Consider the following 22111-nt stretch of genomic DNA (forward strand, 5'->3'; position numbering starts at 1 on the left):
CGGGCCAAAGACATGCGTGAAAACAAAGAACTAAAGCGCAACAAGCGAATCTGAAAGATCGCGTTGTGCTTTGACGCTCTTTTCTCATCGCTGGTTACAGGGAAACCGCAGCTGGGGCAATGCTGCGGCTCCTTGACCACACATCTATGACGGGCTTCTGAACAGCAAAGCAGCTCAAATGCCGTCCATTCAGGCTAGCTCGCCGGAGCAAGCCTGTTCACAACCCCCATGTCATCGCTCTCGCGGACCTGCTTCAGATGCTCTTCGGCCTGCGTGGCCTCGCGCTGGCGGTTCCACATCGAGGCATATAGGCCATTTTTCTGGAGAAGTGCGGTGTGGGTGCCGCGTTCAGCAATCTCGCCGCTTTTCAGAACGATGATTTCGTCCGCGCCGATAACCGTTGACAGCCGGTGGGCGATGACGAGCGTTGTGCGGTTCTTGGATACGACATCGAGTGCGGTCTGGATATCGCGCTCGGTGGTGGTGTCGAGGGCCGATGTTGCCTCGTCGAGGATCAGAATCGGCGGCGCCTTTAGGACCGTTCGGGCGATCGCAACGCGCTGTTTCTCACCGCCGGAGAGTTTCAGGCCACGCTCGCCAACCTTGGTATCAAAGCCCTCGGGCAACAGATCGATGAAGTGAGCGATCTGGGCGATCTCGGCTGCTGCCTTGACCTCTGCATCAGTAGCCGATGGACGCCCGTAGCGGATGTTGTAGGCAACCGTATCGTTGAAAAGGACGGTGTCTTGCGGGACCATCCCGATGACCGATCGCAGGCTCTTCTGGGTCACTGTCCGGATGTCCTGGCCATCGACCGAGACCGAACCGCTTTGAATGTCATAGAAACGATAGAGCAAGCGCGACAAGGTCGATTTACCGGCGCCCGACGGACCAACCACGGCGACCGTCTTGCCCGCAGGCACTTCAAAGGAGATACCTTTTAGGATCGGACGGGCAGGGTCATAGGAAAAGTGCACATCCTTGAAGGAGATGGCACCTTGCCTGATATCCAAAGGCGCCGCCTCGGGCGCATCCATCACTTCAGCCTTGACTTCGAGGAGATCGAACATCTGCTCGATATCCGTCAACCCCTGGCGAATTTCACGATAGACAAAGCCGATGAAGTTCAAGGGAACGGAAAGCTGCAGCAGCATGGCGTTGACGAAGACGAAGTCGCCGACCGTCTGCTCGCCACGTTGGACGGCAAGGGCCGACAGGATGAGCATCACCGTCGTGCCCAGGCCAAAAATCACGCCCTGGCCGAAGTTGAGCCAGCCGAGCGAGGTCCAGACATCCGTGGCCGCCTTCTCGTAGCGTTCGATCGACCTGTCGAAGCGCCGGGCCTCCATCTCCTCGTTGCCGAAATACTTGACCGTCTCGAAGTTGAGGAGGGAGTCGATAGCCTTGGTATTGGCGTCGGTATCGCTGTCGTTCATCGCCCGGCGGATCGCGATGCGCCAGTCGCTGGCGCGGATCGTGAACCAGATATAGGCCCAGACGGTGAACGCGGTGACGGCGAGATAGGAAAAGCCGTAGCCCCACCAGAAGATGATGGCCGTCAGCAAAAATTCGATCAGCGTCGGCACGGAGTTGAGGATCGTAAACCGCACGATGGTCTCGATCCCTTTGGTGCCACGCTCGATGACACGCGAAAGTCCACCCGTCTTGCGTTCGAGATGAAAGCGCAACGACAGTTCATGCATGTGCACGAAGGTCTTGTAGGCCAATTGCCGGACAGCATGCTGCCCGACGCTGGCAAAGAGCGCGTCGCGCAACTGGTTCAGACCGAGCTGGATGAGGCGGGTGAGGTTGTAGGCAATGACCAACGCCGTCGCGCCGACAAGCAGGTCCGGCAGCTTGCCGGCGAGGTCCATCTTCCCGTTCAGCGCATCGGTCGACCACTTGAAGAAATAGGGGACGAGCAGCAGTACGAACTTGGAAACGAGGAGGTAAACCGAAGCCCAGACGACCCGCATCTTGAGATCCGGGCGACCTGTTGGCCACATGTATGGCCACAGATTGAACAGCGTCCGCAGGAGGTTGGAATCAGAGACTGTCTTGTCGTTTGCCATGCGAATCTCCCGCCGAAAGGCGCTGATGGCGCTGCGTTGCCGACAAATTTGGGAGCCGCGGAAATGCCGAAAGGGGCTCGCCGGACATGATCGTCGTCACCACCACACAGGGGTTGGCGGGACCAATACAACAAATGGGTGCCGCAGGAAAAGAGCGGCCGGACGTGATATCCGTCCGGCCGCTCTATCAAGATGGGATCGCCTTAGAGGTGTTCGCCCGACAGCCGCTTGCGGTGAAGCTCTTCCGCGTTCGGCAGGGCATCCTTGGGAAGGCCGAAGATCTGTCCCGGCAAGATGCGGTCCGGGTTTGTGATCTTGTCCTCGTTGGCGACATAGATCGTCGTGTAGCGAACGCCCGCACCATAGACGCGCCGCGATATCTGCCAGAGCGTATCGCCGCGGCGGATAATGACAGTCTCGTTGCTCGGTGCGAGCGGCGCCTGCTCGATCGTCGTCGGACCGCCCTGGTCTCCAGCGATCTCGTTGGTCGCAGGTGCATTCGGCGCGGCCGGTGCAGTGGAAGGAGCGGTCAGCTGGGCGATGTCGGCGCCGAGCTTGCCCAGCGCATCGCCGACGGATTTCGCATCCTTTGGCAGAGCCTGCAGCATGCTCAGGGCATCGGCTGCGGCCTGGGCTGTGGTCGAAGCCTGCTGCCTAACGTCGGCTGTGGCATCGGCCGCGGTGCGGAATTCCACGATGGCACGCAGGGCGAACTCGGTGGCAGAGCGGGCAGCCGCGAGCTCTTCCACTCCCGGTATCTTGCCGTCGGCGAAGAGCCCGTTGAGCAGGGAGAAGGCCTTGGCGGCATCATTCTTCAGCTTTCCGAGCGTACCTTCATCCAGTGGCACGGTCCCCGCCGCGCTTCCGCCGTTAGGCTTCACGCTCTGCGCGGCAACCGTGACCTGATTTCCTTCCGGGCGGTTGAAATTCACCGACGCGCGAACGGCGACCTTACCGGCGTCATTGAGAACATCGACGCGAATCTTGTGATCGCCGACCGAAAGCGGCATCACGCCATCGACAACAAAATGACCGTCGGGACCGGCCTTCGCTTTGCCGATCAGCTGGTCGTCGGCATAGGCGACGACGTTCGCCGAGGCCTTCGCCATGCCTGCGACAAAGATCTTGTCGCCTTCGATCTCGACGGCGCTGACCATGACATCGTTAGCCGTCGTCGGACCTGCACCAGCCGGCGCGCTCGCGGCATCCGACGAACTCGGAGCAGTACTGCCATTGGAGGCGACCTGAGTATCCGGCTTGGGCGCGGTTATGACGCGGCTGGCGGTGCCCGGCTTGGAGACCATCGCCAGCAGTTCGGAGTTCTTGCCATCCGTGGGAACGGATACGGTCGCAACTTCTTCCGATGTCGAAGCTTTGCCATCCTTGCCGGTGGCTCGCAGGACGAGCTGGTGGTCGCCGGCGGAGAGCGGATTATCGAGCACCGCAACGAAATCGCCAGTCGGGCCGACGTCCGTCGTCGTTACGACCTTGTCCCCATCCAGGATTTCAAGCTTGCTGTTCGGTACTGCCGAACCGGCGATGACCGTAGAGCCATCCGGTTCTACGCGCAGCACGTCGAAAGTGGGGAGCTCGTTGGCGTTTTCCGCAGGCGAGGCCGCGACCGACGGTTCGCTGGCCGGCTCCGGGGAGCCTGTCAGCGCCGCTTCGGCTTTTGCGATCGCCGTTGCCGCATCGGCAATATTCTCCGGTAGCGCCTTGACGATCGTCAGCGCCTTGGCTGCACCGTCTTTTGCCTTGGTGGCGGCGGCAGCCGTGACCGGGTTCGTGCCATCAGGAATCGCAAAGTCCGCAAGTGCCTGCAGTGAGGTCGTCGCCTTCGACTTGGCTGTCTCGAAAACTTCCTGTGTCGGACCCTTGCCGTCTGCAAAGAGCGCCTTAAGTTCGGAGATGGATTGGCCCGCCTCCGAAGCAAGCCGACCGACTTTCTGCGTGGTCTCTGCATCGTCGGGAACTGAAGGGCGCGATGTCTTGGCGGTTTCGGTGACTGTTTTCTTTACTTCGGAGCCGGCCTGGTTAATTGCATCACCAACTTTGGCGGCGTCTCCGCCGATGCGGGGCATGACAAAAAAGACCATCAATAGAATTGCGATTACAAGCACTGCAAGGGCCAGCAAGCCGGCACGGTTTCTCATCATCACGTCTCCCCAGGCGGCAATCTTGCCGGACTTACTAAAATTGCTAGCGATTCCCGCTGCTTTGCACAAGCAGTCAAAGCGGTAAGGCAATAGTACGACGCAGCTTTTCCGTCATTTTTCTTGACTGGAGGCAGAGAGAATAGTTGTTTGCCCCTATGACAGATCAATCTCATTCCATTCGCTCCATTTGTGTTTACTGCGGCTCGCGACCGGGCAGCGATCCTCGCCATATGGCGGCCGGCCGTGCGCTGGGTAAGGAAATCGCGGACTACGGCCTGCGCCTCGTCTATGGCGGAGGCACCAAGGGCATCATGGGGGCTGTCGCGAGCGGCGTGCTTTCGAACGGGGGCCAGGTGACCGGGATCATTCCCGAGTTCCTGATCGACATGGAGGCTACTCGCCATTCCCTCGGCCAGCTCAATGAACTGATTGTAACGCCTAACATGCATACCCGCAAACATGCGATGTTCGAGCGCTCTGATGCGTTCGTCGCGCTGCCGGGCGGCATCGGCACGCTCGAAGAAATCGTCGAGATCATGACCTGGGCGCAGCTCGGCCGTCACGAGAAGCCGATGGTCTTTGCCAACGTCAACGGCTTCTGGGACCCGATGATGGAGCTCATGCGCCACATGACGGACGAAGGCTTCGTCCACACCGCCCATCGCGTTCAGCCGCTCGTCATCGACGACATATCCGAGATCATCCCTGGCATCATGGCGCAGGCGGCTGAAATTGCTTCGGTCGACAGTGACGGCGAGGACGCCGTTATTTCGAAGATGTAGGGCCGGGAGTTAGCGCTCCCGGTTCCCTTTGACCATCGCCCAGCTGTAGAGGAAGAGTCCCGCCCAGATCAGTGGGAAGGCGATCATGCGTGCGGTGCCGAGAGGTTCGTGGAACACGAAGATCGCAATCAGGAAGATCATCGTCGGCGCGATGTATTGCATGATGCCGATGGTCGAAAGCCGCAGCAGCTTGGCGCCGTTGGCGTAGATCATCAGCGGTACGGCGGTAACGACGCCGCAACCGAGCAGCAGGGCCGTATCGGCCCCGCCGGTGCGAAAGAAGTGTCCTTCCCCGCTGCCGAGTTCGAGATAGAGAATGTAGAAAAACGCCGGGATGCTGAGGATCAGCACTTCGAGAAAGAAACCCTGGTTCGGGCCGAGCGGCAACGTCTTGCGAAACAGAGCGTAAAGCCCCCAGGAAATCGTCAGCGTCAGCGACACCCATGGAACACCGCCGCTATCGAGCGCCAGCACGACGACTGCAAGTCCAGCCAACGCAATCGCTCCGATCTGAATGGGGTGCAGCCGCTCCTTCAATAGCACGGAGCCGAGTAGGATGCTGAATAGCGGGTTGATGAAATAGCCGAGCGCCGCATCGAGCGAATGGCCGGCGCCGATCGCCCAGACATAGGTACCCCAGTTGACGGTGATCAGCGCTGCCGTGAGCGCTGCCATGGCCAGCATCCGCGGTGACCGCAGGGCTATCCGGATATCCTGGGTGCGGCCGAGAACGATGAGCACCAGACCTGCCAGGGGCAAGGACCAGAGAATTCGATGAGCAATGACCTCGGCCGGCGAGATATGAGCGACGGCCTTCATGTAGATCGGTAGGAAACCCCACAGAAGATAGGCTACCAGCGCAAAGGCGAAGCCACGGGGACTGTCTTCGTTTTTGGCAATCGCGGCGCTTGCATTAGCAGACATCGAGTGTTTCCATATTTGTTCTCGTTATGAGCCGCTTAACTTAACGGACGTGAATAGGCCAATTCATTTCGGTGAATATTGCCGGCCATCGCGATGGTGAAGGATATGGACGACGAAGCTCTTGCGCAGTGTCGCAGAGCATATGCATCACGGGTGCTTACGAAGGAAGGCATTCAGGACGACGATGCGTTGTTGCAGGCCTACGCGACTGTCCCGCGCGAGCGCTTTCTGGGGCCGCCACCGTGGAGGATGGCAGGTTGGTGCGGCTACGTCGATGTTCCCTCGGGCGATGCCTCCGTCGTCTATCAGGATGCGTTGTTTGCGCTTCAGCACAAGCGGCACGTCAACAACGGCAGCCCGAGCCTACACGCCCGGGGAATACACAAGCTGGCGCTCCGGCGCGGCGACATGGTCTGTCATGTGGGCGCCGGCAGCGGCTATTATACAGCGATCATGTCCCTGCTCGTTGGCGCCGAGGGTTGCGTGATTGCCGTGGAGTTCGACGGGGAACTGGCGGCGCGCGCTGAGGCCAATCTTCGGGACTATCCAAATGTGAAGGTCGTCCATGGCAACGGGGTGGAGTGGCCACGCGAACCGACCAATGCCGTCTACGTCAATTTTGCGGTTCACCGTCCCGCCGATCCCTGGGTGGAGCACCTGTCGATCGGTGGTCGGCTAATCTTTCCGCTCGGCGTTCCCGACGTCGATGCCACGGGGCCGACGGGATTGGCTTCCTATGCCGGCTTTTTCCTTTTTCGCCGTGAAGACGATGCTTACGCGGTGGAGTTTCTGTGCCCGGTGGCTTTCGTTTGGGCGGAGGCCGTATCCGGCGGATTTGACAGCTACAGACGGCTTGAAGCCTCGTTCGGCCGCGGCGGGATGCAACATGTTTGCGCCCTGCGCTGGAAAACCGAGCGACAGGGCGACGAATGGTATTCGGAGAAGGATTGGGGCCTTGTCTACAGCCGCTGACGGCTACTCCGCCGCGATCTTGCCCGCCAATTGCCGGTTCTTCATCAGCTTGTAGATGACCGAGTCAACAAGCGCCTGGAACGACGCATCGATGATGTTCTCGGACACGCCGACCGTCCACCAGCGCACGCCGTCGCTATCGGTGGATTCGATGAGAACGCGGGTGATGGCCTCGGTGCCGCCATTGAGAATACGCACCTTGAAGTCGGCCAGCACCAGATCGTCGATCTCATGCTGATACTTCCCGAAATCCTTGCGCAGCGCGAGGTCGAGCGCGTTGACCGGGCCGTCGCCTTCGGCAACCGACATGATCGTCTGCCCCTCGATGACGATCTTCACGACCGCTTCCGAGACGATCTTCACGCGGCCATGGGAATCGAAGCGGCGCTCAACCATGACGCGGAAGCCCTCGATCGAGAAGAATTCCGGGATGGTTCCGAGGGTGCGGCGCGCCAATAGTTCGAAGCTCGCGTCGGCGCCCTCGTAGGCGTAACCGGAAGCCTCCCGCTCCTTGACCAGCGCAATCAGGCGGTCGAGTTTCGGATCATCCTTGCCGACCTCGATGCCGCGGCGCTTCAAAGCGTTGATGAAATTCGCCTTGCCGCCCTGGTCGGAGACCATGACCTTGCGGAAATTGCCGACGCTATCAGGCGTCACGTGCTCGTAGGTGCGGGGATCCTTGAGCAGCGCGGAGGCATGGATGCCGGCCTTGGTCGCGAAGGCCGAAGCGCCGACATAGGGCATCTGGTGGTCCGGCGAGCGGTTCAGAAGTTCGTCAAATGCATGCGACAGGCGCGTCAGGTTGGTCAGCCGTTCACTGTCGATCGCCGTCTCGAAGCGATGGGAATAGGTTTCCTTCAGCGCCAGTGTCGGGATCAGCGTCACGAGATTGGCATTGCCGCAGCGCTCGCCGATCCCGTTCAAGGTGCCCTGGATCTGGCGAACGCCTGCCTCCACGGCTGCGAGCGAATTGGCCACCGCCTGACCGGTATCGTTATGCGCATGGATCCCGAGACAGTGCCCGGGAACGCCCGCCACGATCAGCGCCTCGACGATCGCGCGGATTTCCGGCGGCTGCGTGCCGCCGTTGGTGTCGCAGAGAACGACCCAGCGCGCGCCGGAGTCATAGGCCGTCTTTGCACAGGCGATGGCATAGGCGGGGTTTGCCTTGTAGCCGTCGAAGAAATGTTCGCAGTCGACCATTGCCTCCTTACCGGCGGCAACGGCGGTCTTGACGCTCTCGGCGATGCTTTCGAGATTTTCCTCGTTGGTGCAGCCGAGCGCGACCTTCACATGGTAGTCCCAGCTCTTGGCAACGAAACAGATCGCGTCGCTCTCAGCCTGCAGGAGGGCTGCGAGGCCCGGATCATTTGAGGCCGAGATGCCGGCTCGCTTCGTCATTCCGAAGGCGACGAAGCGGGCCCGTGTCGTGCGCTTCTCGCTGAAGAAGGCGGAGTCCGTCGGATTGGCGCCGGGATATCCGCCTTCGACATAATCAAGGCCGAACTCATCCAGCATGCTCGCGATCGCAATCTTGTCCTCGACGGAGAAGTCGATGCCGGGCGTCTGCTGCCCGTCGCGGAGCGTCGTGTCGAAGAGGTAGATCTTTTCGCGTGTCATGATGGTCGTCCTGTCGGCCTTGTGCCTCGTTATTGCTTTCCGGCGAACTTGTCCGTAGCCCGGATCAACTGGTCGAGGATGCCGGGCTCCGAATAAGCGTGTCCGGCGCCTTCGATCAGATGGAACTCAGCCTGCGGCCACGCCTTGTGCAGCAGCCAGGCGTATTTTGCCGGGCAGGGCATGTCGTAGCGGCCATGCACGATGACGCCTGGAATATCCTTCAGCTTATAGGCATCGCGCAGCAGTTGGCCTTCGTCCATCCAGCCGGCATTGACGAAGAAGTGGTTTTCGATCCGGGAAAAGGCGTAGGCGAAGTCGGCATCCTCGAACTTGCCGCTGGTCGATTTTTCCGGCAGCAGCGTGATTGTCTCGCCTTCCCAGATGCTCCAGGCTTGAGCGGCCTCAAGGGCAACGGACCGGTCCGCACCGGTGAGCCGGCGATTGTAGGCCAGCATCATCTCGTGGCGCTCTTCGGGCGGGATCGGCGCGATGAAGCGCTCCCACTTGTCGGGGAACATTTCCGACACGCCGAACTGATAGTACCAGTCGAGCTCGGCTTTGGTCAGCGTATAGATACCGCGCACGACCAGTTCGGAAACGCGTTCCGGGTACGTCTCGGCATAAGCGAGCGCCAGCGTCGCGCCCCACGAACCGCCGAACACCTGCCACTTCTCGACGCCTGCCATTTCACGCAGTCGCTCGATATCGGCGACGAGATGCCAGGTGGTGTTGGCATTGAGATCGGCATACGGCGTGGACTTGCCGCATCCGCGCTGGTCGAACAGCAGCACATCGTAGAGTGCGGGATCGAACAGGCGGCGGTGGCTCGGAGAGAAGCCGCCGCCCGGTCCGCCGTGCAAGAAGACTGCCGGCTTTGCACCCGCTGTGCCCGAACGTTCCCAATAGATCTTGTGGCCATCGCCGACGTCGAGATGCCCTGAGGCATAGGGTTCGATTTCGGGATAGAGGGTACGGAGCACTTCAGTCATGTTCTACGCCTTCGGTTGGCCAGATTGCAGTATCGTAATCGGGATGCTGGAAGGAGATGATCGCCTCCTGCCGTGCATAAAAATCGGGTTCTTTGTGAATGCGTTGGTCGAAGATAGTGTCGACCCAGGGAATGCGGGCGTCGTAGTTGACTTGGATCTGCGGGGCCAGGTCGCTGCGATCGTCGAACGTGCCGATCGCCAGTTCGAGGCCCCCCGGGTGGCGGTAGGTCATCGGCGTGCCGCAGTTCTTGCAAAAGCCGCGCTCGATATTGACCGACGACTGGAAATAGCTGGGTTCGCCGCGTGTCCACTCCATCCCCTCGTCAGGCGCGGTCACAAGGGCGGAAAAGAGGCCGCCGAACTGCTTCTGACACATGCGGCAATGGCAGATCGAGGGGCGGCCAAGCTTGCCGCTGGTGCGGAATCTGACCGCGCCGCATTGGCAGCCGCCGGTACGAATGGGTTCGCTCATGCTGACGCTCCGGTTGGCCAATGTGCTGTGTCGTGGTCGGCGTGCTGGTGATTGCTGGCGGCAATCGCGTTTTCGCTCTCGGGCGTTTCCGCTTCGGGCTCGATGGGCAGTACGTCGAGCTCATGAAACCAGCTCATCTTGCGTCCGGTGTTCGATTGCATCACCGGCTTGACGCTATCGGGATCGTCCAAGGAGCCGAGCACGATGTTGACGAAATCCGCATCCGGAACATCATAGAAAAGCGGCGTCCCGCAGTCGGCACAAAAGCCGCGGCGGACGATATCGGACGAGTGAAACCACTTCGGTTCGCCACGCGTCAGCGCAAAAACCCTTCGCTTGGCGGCGGCGAGCGGCATGAAGTAGTTTCCAGCCGCCTTCTGGCACATACGGCAGTGGCAAAGGTGCGGATAGCCGAGTTCACCCACGACCTGGTAGCGAACCGCGCCGCATTGGCAACCTCCGCTCAGAGCCGCAGCTGTTGTCACGGGTTCCTCTCCACGGGCCAGGTGGTCGTGTCGTGATCCGGATGCTGGTAGGAAACGATGTCGAGCACGAAGGGCGCAGCCTCAACGTCCTCTTCGGTCTCGCGCGCGGGCAACTCATGCAGGTGATCGACGAAGCCGATCTTGCGCTCCGTGCCGAACTGAATGACCGGCGGAAGCGCCGAGGGATCGTCGAAGGCGCCAGCCGCGATCGCCATGCCATCCGGCGCCTCGTATGTCAGCGGCGTACCGCAATCGGCGCAGAAGCCGCGCTCGACCAGGTTCGACGAGCGGAAGCGCTTGCGCTCGCCGCGCGTCCACTCGAACTCTGCGCCACGGACGGAAACCAGAGGTGCGTAGTAGGCGCCAAACGCCTTCTGGCACATGCGACAATGGCAGATGGATGAATCCTTCAAGGTTCCGCGAACCCGGAAGCGGATTGCTCCGCACTGGCATCCGCCGGTATAGGTGTTCATCTCTTCACCTCCCATGTCGTTACCCGCTCGCCAGTAGCCGGATCCTTGCCGTCCTTGAGCTGGATGCCTTCGGCAAGCAGCGTCTCGCGGATCTTGTCGGCCTCGGCGAAGTTCTTCGCCTTCAGCAATTCGAGCCGTACCTTCACGCGCCGGTCGATTTCGATCGCAACCGCCTCGTCGATCTCGGCCATCTCAGGAAGGACGCCGAGCAGCGCGGCACTCGCGGCGAAAGTTGCGTGATCGCCGGACTGGGCAAGCGTATGCAGCGCCTGGATCGCCGCCACCGTGTTGAGGTCGACGGCCAAGGCCCTGACCACCGTGGCATCGGGCTCTGCGCCCGCGGCATCGGCTGCTGGCCATTTGGCGAGAAGGCGCTCGGCTTCTTCCAGCCGCTTGACGGAAAAATCGATCGGCTCGCGATAATGAGTCATCAGCATTGCAAGGCGCAGCACGTCGCCTGGCCACTGCCGACCGCCGAACTTCTGAGTATGCAGCAGTTCATAGATGGTGACGAAGTTGCCTTCGGACTTCGACATCTTGCGGCCTTCGACTTGCAGGAAGCCGTTGTGCATCCAGACATTCGCCATGACCTTGGTGCCATGGGCGCAACGCGACTGTGCGATCTCGTTCTCATGGTGCGGGAAAATCAGGTCGAGACCGCCGCCGTGGATGTCGAAGACCTCGCCGAGATAGCGCTCGCTCATGGCCGAGCATTCGATATGCCAGCCGGGGCGGCCACGGCCCCAGGGGCTCTCCCAGCCTGGCTCGCTCTCGCTCGAGAGTTTCCAGAGCACGAAGTCGCCGGGGTTCTTTTTGTGCGCATCGACGGCGATGCGGGCTCCGGCCTGCTGTTCATCGAGATTGCGCTTCGAAAGCTGGCCATAGTCGACCATCGATTTCGTGTCGAACAGCACTTCGCCGGCCGCCTGATAGGCATGGCCCTTGGCGATCAGCTTCTCGATGATCTCGATCATCTGGGCGATGTTTTCTGTCGCCCGGGGCTGGATCGTCGGGTCGAGGCAGCCGAGCGCCTTTGCATCTTCGAGATATTGCGTCTCGGTCTTTTCGGTGACCAGGCGGATCGCCTCGTTCAGCGGCAAACCGGGATGGTCCCGCAGAGCCCTTGCATTGATCTTGTCATCGACATCAGTGATATTGCGCGCATAGGTGACGTGCTCGGCGCCATAGACGTGCCGGAGCAGGCGGAACAGAATGTCGAAGACAATGGCCGGGCGCGCATTGCCGATATGGGCGTAGTCATAGACGGTAGGGCCGCAGACATACATGCGCACGTTCTGCGGATCGATCGGCGCAAAGGCCGTCTTTTCGCGCGTCAGCGTGTTGTAAAGCTCCAGTTCCGGCTTCTTTGTGTCTGGCGCGCCGGCCATGTCTACTCTCCCAAATGCAATGATCCGAAAAAAATGCTGCTACCCGGCGGGCCGGGGCGTTTCTCATCTTGGACTTTTCAGGAGACGAAAACGGCCAGGCCAGCGAGCGCGCTAGCGAATAATCTTCCGGCAGATAATGCAGATAACCGTTTTCATGGCGGGTTTTATGGCGCGCTAACCCGGTTTGGTCAAGGGGGTGAGAAGCGGTCCGGCCCCTAACCGGAGCAATCGATCCAGTGAATCGATTGCAGCGCCGAACGCCCGAAGCGCAAGCGCAGGGCCGGGCTGATGCCATCCGCCGCGACCTCACGAAATTCTGCTACAACGCGTCAAGGAAAACGAAAGACCATTGGAGTGATGAAAACCCTCTATCGAACAGTCCTCGCGGTGGTGATTCTAGCTGTCGCGGTCGCATCGTATCTGGCATACGATCGCGCCATGGCACCGTTCACACCTCCGACGCTTGCGGACTATCCCATACAGGGCGTCGACATCAGCCACCATCAGGGTGCCATAGATTGGCAAGCGCTGGCACGCCAGCCGAACGTCCGTTTCGCGATCATAAAGGCGACCGAGGGGGGCGACCACCGCGACAAGCGTTTTGCCGAAAACTGGAAGGCGGCGAGGGACGCCGGCATCGTGCGTGGCGCCTATCACTTCTTCACCTTCTGCCGCCCCGGCCGCGAACAGGCGCGCAATGTCATGGGAACCGTCCCGGTCGAAATGGATGCGATGCCGATCGCGATCGACCTCGAATTTACCGGAAACTGCGGCAAGGTGCCGACGCTCGAGGAGTTGAGCGCCGAGATCAGCGCGTTCTTTGATGAGCTGAACGGTGCCTATCCCGGCAAACCGATCTTCTACCTGAACCAGCAATTCTTCGATCAGTACCTGAAGGGCAACGAGGCACGTTTTCCTGATCACTATCTCTGGCTACGCAGCATCGGCCAGGCGCCGAAACGGGAGGACTGCGGCGGTTGGTCGATCTGGCAATTCGCTGACAACGGCGAGCTGGATGGCATTAAGGGTTCGGTCGACCTTAACGCGCTCTGCCCATCGGAAACAGGTTTCGCTCACCTGTTCCCGGCTCTGGCCGCCAAGTGAAGCGTGCTTATTCCGGTAGGCGGTAGTCGACGAGCTTGTTCTCGCGGACGATGAAGAGCTTACCGGTTTCGGTCACATCAGGGCCGACCAGCGGCAGGATCGCCTTGGCGACCTCGGAGGGATGCGGCAACGTCTCGGGATCTTCTCCCGGGACAGCCTGGGCACGCATAGCAGTGCGGGTCGCACCCGGATCGACACTGGTGATCCGAAGCGGCGTGCGCTGCGTTTCGCCAGCCCACGTGCGCGCCAGTGCTTCGACGGCTGCCTTGGAAGCGGAGTAGGGGCCCCAGAACGGACGACACTTGTGCGCAGCACCCGATGAGAGAATGACGGCGCGGCCGGCGTCGGAGCGCGAAAGCAGCGGATCGACCGAGCGGATCAGCCGCCATGTCGCGGTGACGTTGATGTTCATCACCTTCTCGAAGGTCTTTGCCTCGACATGTCCGATTGGCGAAATCACGCCGAGCACACCTGCGTTGGCGACGAGAATGTCGAGCTTGCCCCAGCGCTCGAAGATCGAGGCACCGAGCGCATCGATGGCGTTCATGTCGGCGAGGTCGAACGGGACGAGAGTAGCGGCGGAGCCACCAGCGGCCTTGATCGCATCATCGAGATCCTCGAGGCCGCCGACCGTGCGGGCGCAGGCAATCACATGCGCTCCGGCCTTTGCCAGCTCCAGCGCCGTGAAATAGCCGATACCTCGGGATGCGCCGGTAACGAGCGCGATCTTGCCTTCAAGGTTGATAGTCATTGTGCCCCGGTCCTGCGTCGCTGAAGAATTAAGGGGCGCAATAAGCGCCCCTTAATCAAATGTCAAAGCCAATGGCTGTCAGCCGTTGGTCGCGAGCAGGGAAACCTTGCGGCCCATCGTTTCGCCTTCCTTGTCGAGGAGGCGGGTCGGATAGTCACCGGTGAAGTAGTGGTCGGTAAACTGCGGACGGGCGTCATTGCGATCCTCGCCGCCGACGGCGCGATAAAGGCCGTTGATCGACAGGAATTCCAGCGAGTCCGCGCCGATATATTTGCACATGGCCTCTAGGCTGTCGTACTGGTTGGCGAGAAGCTTCTCGCGATCAGGCGTGTCGATGCCGTAGAAATCAGGATAATAGATCATCGGACTTGCGACGCGCAGGTGCACTTCCTTGGCACCGGCATCGCGGATCATCTGCACGATCTTCAGCGACGTCGTGCCGCGCACGACCGAATCGTCGACGAGCACGACGCGCTTGCCTTCGATCATCGCCCGGTTGGCGGAATGCTTCAGTTTGACGCCAAAGGCGCGGATCTGCTGCGTCGGTTCGATGAAGGTGCGACCGACATAGTGGTTGCGGATGATACCGTATTCGAAGGGGATGCCGCTTTCCTGAGCATAGCCGAGTGCAGCCGGCGTGCCGCCATCCGGAACCGGAACGACGACGTCGGCGTCAACCGGGGCTTCTTTTGCAAGATTGATGCCCATGTTCTTGCGCGCGACATAGACGCTGCGACCGCCGACCACAGAGTCAGGGCGGGCGAAATAGACATATTCGAACAGGCAGAGGCGTTCCGGCTGGCCGTTGCCGGCCTTGCGCGCGTCGATCGAGATTGAACCATCAGGCTGGATCTCGCAGATGATGACTTCGCCGTTCTCGACGTCGCGGATGAATTTCGCGCCGATGATATCGAGTGCACAGGTCTCGGAAGCGAAGATCGGCTTGCCGTCGAGTTCGCCCATAACCAGCGGGCGGATACCCGTGGGGTCGCGTGCCGCGATGAGCTTCGTGCGTGTCATGGCGAGCATCGAATAGCCGCCTTCCATCTGGCGAATAGCATCAATGAAGCGGTCGGCCGTGGAGGTGTAGCGCGAGCGGGCGATGAGGTGGAGAACCACTTCCGTATCGGAGGTCGACTGACAGATGGCGCCACCGGCGATCAACTGGCGACGAAGGGTCAGGCCATTTGTGAAGTTGCCGTTGTGGGCGATAGCGATGCCGCCGACTTCAAGTTCGGCGAAGAGCGGCTGCACGTTGCGGAGGGCGACTTCCCCGGTCGTTGAATAGCGGTTGTGGCCGATGGAGATGTTTCCGGGCAGGCGAGCAAGCGTGGTCGGATTGGTATAATGGTCGCCGACGAGACCCATGTGACGTTCGGAATAAAAGCGCAGTCCATCGAACGAGACAATGCCGGCTGCTTCCTGCCCGCGATGCTGAAGTGCATGCAGGCCGAGCGCGGTCAGGGTAGACGCATCGTCATGGCCAAGAATGCCGAAGACGCCGCATTCTTCGTGGAGGGTGTCTCCATCGAATTCGTCATTAAGCGTCAAGGAATGGGACTGGTTCATCGATGCGGGCCTTTGCTCTCACAAGAATGGATCGGCTTTCCATAGCATGACGCCGTGATCATGCGTTTTAAACGGCTGAGGCCCGGCAGAGCGGATGCCCGGCCGGACCTTTATTCACGTTCCGCTCAGATGGCAATTGCCAGGCGGCGGGTCAAGCTGTTGAACACTGCGTCAATTAGACGGCTGCTGTGCGCCGGTTGCAGGGACAGGAGCTGCATCTTCGGCTGGCGCCGCCTGGTCGGATGCCGGCGCGTTGCCGCTGTCAGTATTGCCGCCCTGCGGCTGAATTTTGTCCATCACGCTCGCCCGCACCATTTGCGCGAATTCCGCCGGTAGTACGGACTGCAACTTGACGACCATCGAGTCCAGGAACGGCTTCGACTTGGCGTTGTTCACCCAGGCCGGGCGGTGATCCACGTCCACGAGCCAGTTCCAGAAGGCGACGGCCACGACGAGAAGAAGTATGCCCCTAGCCGCGCCGAAGAGAAAGCCCAAAGTGCGGTCCAGCGCCCCGATCCGGCTGTCGATGATGAAGTCCGCGATCTTCATGGTGATGAAGGAGATCACGATCAGCGCGATCAGGAACACGACAGCTGCCGAACCGACGAGCGCGATGCGGTCGTCGTCGGTGTACTTCTTCGCGTAGGGGACGAGGTAGGGATAGAAATAGTATGCGGCGGCTGCAGAGCCGCCCCAGCTTGCGATAGAAAGAACTTCGCGGGAGAAGCCGCGGACCATTGCAAGTACGGCGGAGAAAAGAACGACGCCGATGACAATACCGTCGAAAATCGTAATGGGCATATAAATTCAACTCCAGGACCGCCGTTTATATACGGCTTGGTCGCGCCTCATTGCGTGCTTCCTATAACATCACCGGTGTAGGCGATGAAAGGATCAAACCTCTTCTTCCACACGTCGCAGTGCGCCTTTCGAACCGGCAATGCGTGCAACCAGGTCCGGAAGGCTCTCGATCTCGCTCCAGCGACCGCCGGAACCCTTTGGCAGGTCGGCTGACGCCGAGGGAAGCAGCGCGGCAGAAAAGCCCAGCTTCTCGGCTTCTTTGAGGCGCTGGGACGTCTGTGAAACCGGCCGGACGGCGCCCGACAGGCTGACTTCGCCGAAATAGACACAATTGGCCGGCAGGGCAATACCGGCGAGCGATGAAACCAAGGCCGAGGCCACGGCGAGATCGGCCGCCGGTTCCGAGATGCGGTAACCGCCTGCAATGTTCAGATAGACGTCGTGCTGACCGAGCCGAACGCCGCAATGCGCCTCGAGTACGGCAAGGATCATCGACAGGCGCGCCGAGTCCCAGCCGACCACTGCGCGGCGCGGGGTGCCGAGCGATGTCGGGGCAACGAGCGCCTGCACTTCGACCAGGATCGGGCGCGTGCCCTCCATGCCGGCAAAGACGGCCGCTCCCGGTGATTTCTCGTTGCGCTCGCCAAGGAATAGCTCGGATGGATTGGCAACCTCGCGCAATCCCTTGTCCGACATCTCGAAGACACCGATCTCGTCCGTCGGCCCAAAGCGGTTCTTGACCGTTCGCAGGATGCGATAGTGGTGACCGCGATCGCCTTCGAAGTAGAGCACGGCATCGACCATATGCTCAACGACACGCGGCCCCGCGATCTGTCCGTCCTTGGTGACGTGACCGACAAGAACCATGGCTGCACCGGTCTGTTTCGCGAAGCGGATCATCGACTGAACGCCGGTGCGTACCTGCGTTACGGTTCCGGGCGCGGACTCGGCCAGTTCGCTCCAAAGCGTCTGGATCGAGTCGATGATCACGAGATCGGGCCGCTTGCCTTCGGCGACCGTCGCCAGAATGTCCTCCACATTGGTTTCCGCGGCGAGCAGCACATCGGTGTCGGCAGCCTGCAGGCGCTGCGCCCGCAGCCGTACCTGGGCGACCGCCTCTTCACCCGATACGTAGATGACGCGGTGGCCATGGCGCGATAGAGCTGCCGCTCCCTGCATCAGCAGCGTCGATTTGCCGATGCCGGGATCGCCGCCTATCAGCACGGCCGAGCCGCGCACGAAGCCGCCGCCGAGAGCCCGATCGAGTTCGGAAATGCCTGTGTGGATGCGTGGAGCTTCCTCGATTTCGCCTGACAGCGTCGTCAGGGTGACCGGCCGGCCCTTCTTCGGCGTCTTCGCCGGGCCGCCGCCGATGCCGCCCATCGGGTCTTCTTCGACGATGGTATTCCACTCGCCGCAGTTATCGCATTTGCCCGCCCAGCGGTTGTGGACCGCGCCGCAGCTCTGGCAGATGAAATGTGTCCTGGCCTTCGCCATCAATCATGCTTTCGGTTGGATGGCCGCAACGCGTCGCATCGAATCACTTTGATGGCTCAAATAATCATTCCCGGCACCGATCAAAACTAATGATTTCCCTATCAGGGGCTGCGGTGGCACCTGTTCTCCACTGTCTTGGAGGCCACGACGATGCTGGATTACTCGCTTGCGCATTGGATCGCGTTCTTGACCGCGGCGGTCCTGCTCAATCTGTCGCCCGGTCCGGACATGGCTTTCATTCTCGGCCACACCGTCAAAAGCGGCACGAGGACCGGCTTCGCCGCGCTGTTCGGCATCTGGACGGGCGCCGGCCTGCATGTGGCGATGGCGGCATTTGGTCTTTCGGCGATCCTCGCCGCCTCCGCGCTGGCCTTCTCGGTGGTGAAGTGGGTCGGCGCGATCTACCTCGTCTGGCTCGGCATTCAGGCATTGCGCTCGAAGGGCGGAGGAGGCCTGGTCAATGCGGCAAAGGATGTCCTGCCCTGGAGCCGCGTCTACAAGGAGGGCATCCTCGTTTCGCTGCTGAACCCGAAAGTCGCGGTCTTCTTCCTCGCCTTCCTCCCGCAGTTCGTGGTGGAGGGTGCCGGACCGACGTGGCTGCAGCTGGCGGTCCATGGCGTCTTCATCATTGTCGTTGCAGCCTTCATCGAGCCGCCGCTCATCCTGGCGGGAGGGCGCCTCGCCGATCTCATCAAACGCAGAAAGAGTATCGGCCTCTGGCTCGATCGCGGCCTTGGCGCGCTGCTGGTGGCACTGGGCGTGCGATTGGCGCTAACGACGCGCTAGGTCCTTAGTCTTCCTCGTGCAGGTAACGCCGCTCGTGCCGAAGGCCGATGCTGGTCAGGATTTCGTAGCCGATCGTACCCGCTGACCTAGCGACGTCGTCGACCAGCACGTTCTTTCCGAACAATTCCACGTAATCGCCTGCGCGCACTGCGTTTTCCGGAAGATCAGTGACGTCGAAAATCGTCAGGTCCATGGTGATTCGGCCGGCAATGGGAATCTTCCGGCCAGCCAGGAAGCCATAACCTCCCTCGGGCACGACCTGTCGCAGTGGCACGCCACCGCTCGACTGGCTACGCAGGTAGCCATCGGCATAGCCCGCCGACACGACGGCGAGCCTGCTGTCGCGGGTCAGTTGCAAGGCACGGCCGTAGCCGACGAACTCGCCTGCCTTGGCCGTGCGCACCTGAATGATCCGCGCCTCGGCGGTCACCACCGGTCGCATCGGGTTCGCCAGGCCGTTGACCGCTTCGCCGCCATAGAGTGCTATGCCGGGGCGCGTGAGATCGAAGTGATAGTCGCTGCCGAGGAAGATGCCGCCCGACGCCGCAAGACTTGAAACGATGCCTTCATACGCCGCGCTAACCTGCCGAAATGATTCAAGCTGTTGCTTGTTCATCTCTGAGGAATGGTCGTCACTGCATGCGAGATGGCTCATGACGAGCACCGGCGCAAAACTTGCCGGGCGTGAAACGTCGTCAGCGAGCGCCATTGCCTCTTCCATGGAAAGGCCCAGCCTGTTGAAGCCCGTATCGACATTGAGCGCGCAGGGGTAGTCGCCGTAGTCGGCAAGAACCGCCATCCAAAAGGCGAGTTGCTCCTCCGATGAGATGACCGGGACGAGGTCGTTTTCGAAGAGCCGCCGCTCTGTACCAGGCCAGACGCCGGACAGGACAAAAATGCGGGCGTCGGGCGCATAAGGCCGAAGCGTCACGCCCTCATCGACGGTCGCCACGAAGAAATCGCGTGCGCCGGCCATGAAAAGCGCCTCGCCTGCGTCTTCGATCCCGGTGCCGTAGGCATCCGCCTTCACGACCGCGGAGGCTCGCGCCTTGCCGGAGCGCCGCGCCATGTCCTTCCAGTTTTCCGTCAGCGCCGTCAGATCGACGGTCAGGCGCAGGCCAGCGGAGTCGAATGGGTCTTCATCTTCGAAACTATCAACAAAATCAGTCATCGTGCTTCACAAAAATAGGGAGAGTGCTAGTCGGGTCGCAGTCTAGAGATCAATAAGGCAAAGTGGAAGCAAGCCAAGGAGATATCCATCTTGCGATCACTTTTGTTCAAGACGCAGGGGCGCGCCTGCAGTAGTTTGGTTCGATGGAGAACGTATCGCAGAAAGAGGCGGCCGACGCGATGCCGCTGGCAGGCATGGAGCGGGCACGGTTCTGGCGCGACCGGCGTTTCCGTAACATGGAGTGCCTGAGCGCGAGCTTCGTGACGCATGAATATGCGCCGCATGCCCATGACACCTTCTCGATCGGCGCGATCGAAAGCGGCACGCAGATCGCGACGATGAAGGGCGTCCGGGAGGAAACCGGCGCAGGCGATCTCTATCTCATCGACCCGGGCGTCGTGCATGACGGTGTGCCGGGTGGCGATGGCTATCGCTACCGAATGATCTATCCGGACACCAAACTCTTCGTCGATATCCTCGAAGACGTGACCGGCAAGGCCTTCAACGCCACCCCATCCTTCCCCAAGGAGCTTCTCAGCGATCCCGAGATGGCCGCCACCTTCCACGCCGCCCATCGCGTCTTGGAGAGCGGCGCCGGAGCGTTGGAATCCGAGGAGGCGATGTTTCGCGTGCTTGCCGCGATCTTCCAGCGTTACGGCAGCACGATCGTCGTGCCGGTGGACACCAAGGAGCGCACCGCAGTCGGCCGCGCGCGAGACTATCTGACCGACAATTTCGACAGCGACGTCGGGCTGGACGAATTGGCTAACGTCGCGGGTCTGAGCCGCGCGCATCTCATCCGGGCATTCCGGCGCGAATATCACATCACTCCGCATGCCTTCCTGACCGACAAGCGGGTGCGCGAGGCGCGCAAGCTGTTGCGGGCAGGGCAAGCGCCCGCCGATGTGGCGATCCAGTGCGGTTTCGCCGACCAGGCGCACTTCACCCGCCATTTCAAGGCACGCACGGGCGTCACGCCGGGGCAGTATCGCGTGGGTTGATCACTTTCGTTCAAGACCATCGCCGTGCAACGGCTTAACACCCTCCGAACTTTCGCAGTTCTGGAGGTTTCAATGTTCACTCAAAGGCGACGGACAGACGATTTTCTTGCCGGGGCAAAGGCAATCCTGCCGCTCGTCGTCGCCGTCATTCCGATCGGTCTTGTCTTTGGCGCGGTTTCGGCCACGAAAGGGCTGTCTGCTCTCGAAGCCACTCTGATGAGCGCACTCGTCTTTGCCGGTGGCTCGCAGTTTGTCGCTATGGATATCTGGACGCACCCCGCCAGTTGGGCGGGCGTCGGATTTGCCGCCCTGCTTGTCAATATCCGCCATGTCCTGATGAGCGCATCGATCGGCACGAAGATGCAGGCCTTCTCGGGCTTGCGGAAGTATGCCGCCATGCTGTTCCTCGCCGATGAGATATGGGCGATCGCAGAGTTCCGTGTGGGCGTAGCGCGACTGACGCCATCATGGTTTGCTGGCGTCGCGGCGCCGTTCTATGCAGCCTGGGTCGGGTCGACCCTGGTTGGCGCATCGCTCGGGGCCTTCCTTGGCAACCCTGCCGCGATCGGGCTCGACTTCGCCTTTCCGGCAGTCTTCGTCGTGCTGACAATGGGTTTCTGGAAGGGACGCGCGACGGGCTCGGTGCTCGCCGCCAGTGCGCTGGCCGCTGTTCTGGTGCACCAATTCGTGCCCGGCGTTTGGTACATCGCAGCTGGGGCCCTCGCTGGACTTGCCGCGGCGCTTTGGACAGGCAAGACAAAGGCAGTCACGGCATGACCCTGGACTTACATACGCTTCTTGCGATCCTCGCCATGGCGGCTGCAACGGTGCTGACCCGCATGAGCGGCCTGTTTCTCCTTCGCCATGTCGAGATGACGGAACAGACTCGCACGGCCATCGAGGCGATACCGCCAGCGGTTCTGATGGCTGTCATCGCGCCCACCGCCTTTGCGACAGGCTGGGCCGAAACGGCGGCCTCCCTGGTGACGGCGCTCGCAGCGCGGCGGCTGCCGATGCTCGCAAGTGTTGCCGTCGGTGTGGCGACCGTTGCCATCCTGCGAACTGCCGGCTTGTAGATCGAGCAGTGTGCTGACGGAA

Annotated in this window: 21 protein-coding genes; 7 read left to right on the forward strand and 14 right to left on the reverse strand. The window is 61.1% G+C overall.

Going from position 1 to position 22111, the window contains the following annotated elements; genetic code table 11:
* Positions 1-194 precede the first annotated feature (194 nt).
* Positions 195-2072, reverse strand: a complete 1878-nt coding sequence (locus tag AC1DPR_RS17000) for an ABCB family ABC transporter ATP-binding protein/permease (RefSeq protein WP_113470700.1) — start codon at positions 2070-2072, stop codon at positions 195-197.
* 203 nt (positions 2073-2275) lie between these two features.
* On the reverse strand, positions 2276-4228 hold the full coding sequence (locus tag AC1DPR_RS17005) for a LysM peptidoglycan-binding domain-containing protein (RefSeq protein ID WP_477816801.1): 1953 nt from the start codon (positions 4226-4228) through the stop codon (positions 2276-2278).
* 155 nt (positions 4229-4383) lie between these two features.
* Between AC1DPR_RS17005 and AC1DPR_RS17010 the strand changes: the two genes are divergently transcribed.
* Positions 4384-5010 (forward strand): LOG family protein, encoded by a 627-nt coding sequence (locus AC1DPR_RS17010; protein WP_026371809.1) that lies wholly within the window; start codon positions 4384-4386, stop codon positions 5008-5010.
* A 9-nt stretch (positions 5011-5019) separates the two neighbouring features.
* Here AC1DPR_RS17010 and rarD read toward each other — a convergent pair whose 3' ends face one another.
* Positions 5020-5934: an EamA family transporter RarD gene (gene rarD, locus AC1DPR_RS17015; protein WP_018857400.1), complete on the reverse strand. Its 915-nt coding sequence runs from the start codon at positions 5932-5934 to the stop codon at positions 5020-5022.
* A 105-nt stretch (positions 5935-6039) separates the two neighbouring features.
* On the opposite strand from rarD, the gene AC1DPR_RS17020 reads away from it, so the two are divergent.
* Positions 6040-6906 (forward strand): protein-L-isoaspartate O-methyltransferase family protein, encoded by an 867-nt coding sequence (locus AC1DPR_RS17020; RefSeq protein WP_477816802.1) that lies wholly within the window; start codon positions 6040-6042, stop codon positions 6904-6906.
* Positions 6907-6909: 3 nt separating this feature from the next.
* Here AC1DPR_RS17020 and cimA read toward each other — a convergent pair whose 3' ends face one another.
* From cimA to cysS, 6 genes are read right to left on the reverse strand one after another with little or no spacing between them, the layout of a single operon-like run.
* Positions 6910-8526, reverse strand: a complete 1617-nt coding sequence (gene cimA / locus AC1DPR_RS17025; protein ID WP_018857398.1) for a citramalate synthase — start codon at positions 8524-8526, stop codon at positions 6910-6912.
* A 29-nt stretch (positions 8527-8555) separates the two neighbouring features.
* A complete protein-coding gene (gene pip, locus AC1DPR_RS17030; protein ID WP_477816803.1) occupies positions 8556-9515 on the reverse strand; it encodes a prolyl aminopeptidase in 960 nt (319 codons plus the stop codon).
* Positions 9508-9987 carry a GFA family protein gene (locus AC1DPR_RS17035; protein WP_113470704.1) on the reverse strand — a complete coding sequence of 160 codons (480 nt, stop codon included), beginning with the start codon at positions 9985-9987 and terminating at the stop codon, positions 9508-9510. Before AC1DPR_RS17035 ends, pip begins: the two co-directional genes overlap by 8 nt.
* The gene (locus tag AC1DPR_RS17040; RefSeq protein WP_113470705.1) at positions 9984-10472 is read right to left on the reverse strand and encodes a GFA family protein; all 489 of its coding nucleotides are present in this window, start codon (positions 10470-10472) and stop codon (positions 9984-9986) included. The genes AC1DPR_RS17035 and AC1DPR_RS17040 overlap by 4 nt, the downstream gene beginning before the upstream one ends.
* Positions 10469-10945 carry a GFA family protein gene (locus tag AC1DPR_RS17045; RefSeq protein WP_113470706.1) on the reverse strand — a complete coding sequence of 159 codons (477 nt, stop codon included), beginning with the start codon at positions 10943-10945 and terminating at the stop codon, positions 10469-10471. The genes AC1DPR_RS17040 and AC1DPR_RS17045 overlap by 4 nt, the downstream gene beginning before the upstream one ends.
* A complete protein-coding gene (gene cysS, locus AC1DPR_RS17050; protein WP_113470707.1) occupies positions 10942-12333 on the reverse strand; it encodes a cysteine--tRNA ligase in 1392 nt (463 codons plus the stop codon). Before cysS ends, AC1DPR_RS17045 begins: the two co-directional genes overlap by 4 nt.
* A 357-nt stretch (positions 12334-12690) precedes the next feature.
* Between cysS and AC1DPR_RS17055 the strand changes: the two genes are divergently transcribed.
* Positions 12691-13437, forward strand: a complete 747-nt coding sequence (locus AC1DPR_RS17055) for a glycoside hydrolase family 25 protein (protein WP_113470708.1) — start codon at positions 12691-12693, stop codon at positions 13435-13437.
* Between the two features lie 7 nt (positions 13438-13444).
* Here AC1DPR_RS17055 and AC1DPR_RS17060 read toward each other — a convergent pair whose 3' ends face one another.
* The 4 genes from AC1DPR_RS17060 to radA all read right to left on the reverse strand — a co-directional run bounded on the left by AC1DPR_RS17060 (position 13445) and on the right by radA (position 18055).
* The gene (locus AC1DPR_RS17060; protein WP_062369333.1) at positions 13445-14188 is read right to left on the reverse strand and encodes an SDR family NAD(P)-dependent oxidoreductase; all 744 of its coding nucleotides are present in this window, start codon (positions 14186-14188) and stop codon (positions 13445-13447) included.
* A 78-nt stretch (positions 14189-14266) separates the two neighbouring features.
* The gene (gene purF / locus AC1DPR_RS17065) at positions 14267-15757 is read right to left on the reverse strand and encodes an amidophosphoribosyltransferase (protein ID WP_018857390.1); all 1491 of its coding nucleotides are present in this window, start codon (positions 15755-15757) and stop codon (positions 14267-14269) included.
* Positions 15758-15928: 171 nt separating this feature from the next.
* Entirely contained in the window at positions 15929-16558 is a 630-nt protein-coding gene (locus AC1DPR_RS17070; protein ID WP_018857389.1) for a CvpA family protein, read from the reverse strand.
* Positions 16559-16651: 93 nt separating this feature from the next.
* Positions 16652-18055: a DNA repair protein RadA gene (gene radA / locus AC1DPR_RS17075; protein ID WP_018857388.1), complete on the reverse strand. Its 1404-nt coding sequence runs from the start codon at positions 18053-18055 to the stop codon at positions 16652-16654.
* A gap of 150 nt (positions 18056-18205) precedes the next feature.
* Between radA and AC1DPR_RS17080 the strand changes: the two genes are divergently transcribed.
* Positions 18206-18841 carry a LysE family translocator gene (locus AC1DPR_RS17080; RefSeq protein ID WP_113470709.1) on the forward strand — a complete coding sequence of 212 codons (636 nt, stop codon included), beginning with the start codon at positions 18206-18208 and terminating at the stop codon, positions 18839-18841.
* Between the two features lie 4 nt (positions 18842-18845).
* On the opposite strand, the gene alr is transcribed toward AC1DPR_RS17080, so the two are convergent.
* Entirely contained in the window at positions 18846-20012 is a 1167-nt protein-coding gene (gene alr / locus AC1DPR_RS17085; protein WP_018857386.1) for an alanine racemase, read from the reverse strand.
* A gap of 179 nt (positions 20013-20191) precedes the next feature.
* On the opposite strand from alr, the gene AC1DPR_RS17090 reads away from it, so the two are divergent.
* From AC1DPR_RS17090 to AC1DPR_RS17100, 3 genes are all read left to right on the forward strand, one after another.
* Positions 20192-21013: an AraC family transcriptional regulator gene (locus AC1DPR_RS17090; RefSeq protein ID WP_025659832.1), complete on the forward strand. Its 822-nt coding sequence runs from the start codon at positions 20192-20194 to the stop codon at positions 21011-21013.
* 72 nt (positions 21014-21085) lie between these two features.
* A complete protein-coding gene (locus AC1DPR_RS17095; RefSeq protein ID WP_018857384.1) occupies positions 21086-21790 on the forward strand; it encodes an AzlC family ABC transporter permease in 705 nt (234 codons plus the stop codon).
* On the forward strand, positions 21787-22089 hold the full coding sequence (locus AC1DPR_RS17100; RefSeq protein ID WP_018857383.1) for an AzlD family protein: 303 nt from the start codon (positions 21787-21789) through the stop codon (positions 22087-22089). Before AC1DPR_RS17095 ends, AC1DPR_RS17100 begins: the two co-directional genes overlap by 4 nt.
* Positions 22090-22111 lie beyond the last annotated feature (22 nt).

The organism is Rhizobium sp. 01T417 (genome assembly GCF_056398905.1).

What these genes read in the sequence shown, in the direction of transcription:
- alr (WP_018857386.1), bottom strand. Translation starts at nt 20,012, where the DNA reads ATGACTGATTTTGTTGATAGTTTCGAAGATGAAGACCCATTCGACTCC.
- cysS (WP_113470707.1), bottom strand. Translation starts at nt 12,333, where the DNA reads ATGGCCGGCGCGCCAGACACAAAGAAGCCGGAACTGGAGCTTTACAAC.
- cimA (WP_018857398.1), bottom strand. Translation starts at nt 8,526, where the DNA reads ATGACACGCGAAAAGATCTACCTCTTCGACACGACGCTCCGCGACGGG.
- AC1DPR_RS17010 (WP_026371809.1), top strand. Translation starts at nt 4,384, where the DNA reads ATGACAGATCAATCTCATTCCATTCGCTCCATTTGTGTTTACTGCGGC.
- purF (WP_018857390.1), bottom strand. Translation starts at nt 15,757, where the DNA reads ATGAACCAGTCCCATTCCTTGACGCTTAATGACGAATTCGATGGAGAC.
- radA (WP_018857388.1), bottom strand. Translation starts at nt 18,055, where the DNA reads ATGGCGAAGGCCAGGACACATTTCATCTGCCAGAGCTGCGGCGCGGTC.
- AC1DPR_RS17055 (WP_113470708.1), top strand. Translation starts at nt 12,691, where the DNA reads ATGAAAACCCTCTATCGAACAGTCCTCGCGGTGGTGATTCTAGCTGTC.
- rarD (WP_018857400.1), bottom strand. Translation starts at nt 5,934, where the DNA reads ATGTCTGCTAATGCAAGCGCCGCGATTGCCAAAAACGAAGACAGTCCC.
- AC1DPR_RS17020 (WP_477816802.1), top strand. Translation starts at nt 6,040, where the DNA reads ATGGACGACGAAGCTCTTGCGCAGTGTCGCAGAGCATATGCATCACGG.
- AC1DPR_RS17100 (WP_018857383.1), top strand. Translation starts at nt 21,787, where the DNA reads ATGACCCTGGACTTACATACGCTTCTTGCGATCCTCGCCATGGCGGCT.
- AC1DPR_RS17090 (WP_025659832.1), top strand. Translation starts at nt 20,192, where the DNA reads ATGCCGCTGGCAGGCATGGAGCGGGCACGGTTCTGGCGCGACCGGCGT.
- pip (WP_477816803.1), bottom strand. Translation starts at nt 9,515, where the DNA reads ATGACTGAAGTGCTCCGTACCCTCTATCCCGAAATCGAACCCTATGCC.
- AC1DPR_RS17060 (WP_062369333.1), bottom strand. Translation starts at nt 14,188, where the DNA reads ATGACTATCAACCTTGAAGGCAAGATCGCGCTCGTTACCGGCGCATCC.
- AC1DPR_RS17000 (WP_113470700.1), bottom strand. Translation starts at nt 2,072, where the DNA reads ATGGCAAACGACAAGACAGTCTCTGATTCCAACCTCCTGCGGACGCTG.
- AC1DPR_RS17070 (WP_018857389.1), bottom strand. Translation starts at nt 16,558, where the DNA reads ATGCCCATTACGATTTTCGACGGTATTGTCATCGGCGTCGTTCTTTTC.
- AC1DPR_RS17045 (WP_113470706.1), bottom strand. Translation starts at nt 10,945, where the DNA reads ATGAACACCTATACCGGCGGATGCCAGTGCGGAGCAATCCGCTTCCGG.
- AC1DPR_RS17035 (WP_113470704.1), bottom strand. Translation starts at nt 9,987, where the DNA reads ATGAGCGAACCCATTCGTACCGGCGGCTGCCAATGCGGCGCGGTCAGA.
- AC1DPR_RS17095 (WP_018857384.1), top strand. Translation starts at nt 21,086, where the DNA reads ATGTTCACTCAAAGGCGACGGACAGACGATTTTCTTGCCGGGGCAAAG.
- AC1DPR_RS17005 (WP_477816801.1), bottom strand. Translation starts at nt 4,228, where the DNA reads ATGATGAGAAACCGTGCCGGCTTGCTGGCCCTTGCAGTGCTTGTAATC.
- AC1DPR_RS17080 (WP_113470709.1), top strand. Translation starts at nt 18,206, where the DNA reads ATGCTGGATTACTCGCTTGCGCATTGGATCGCGTTCTTGACCGCGGCG.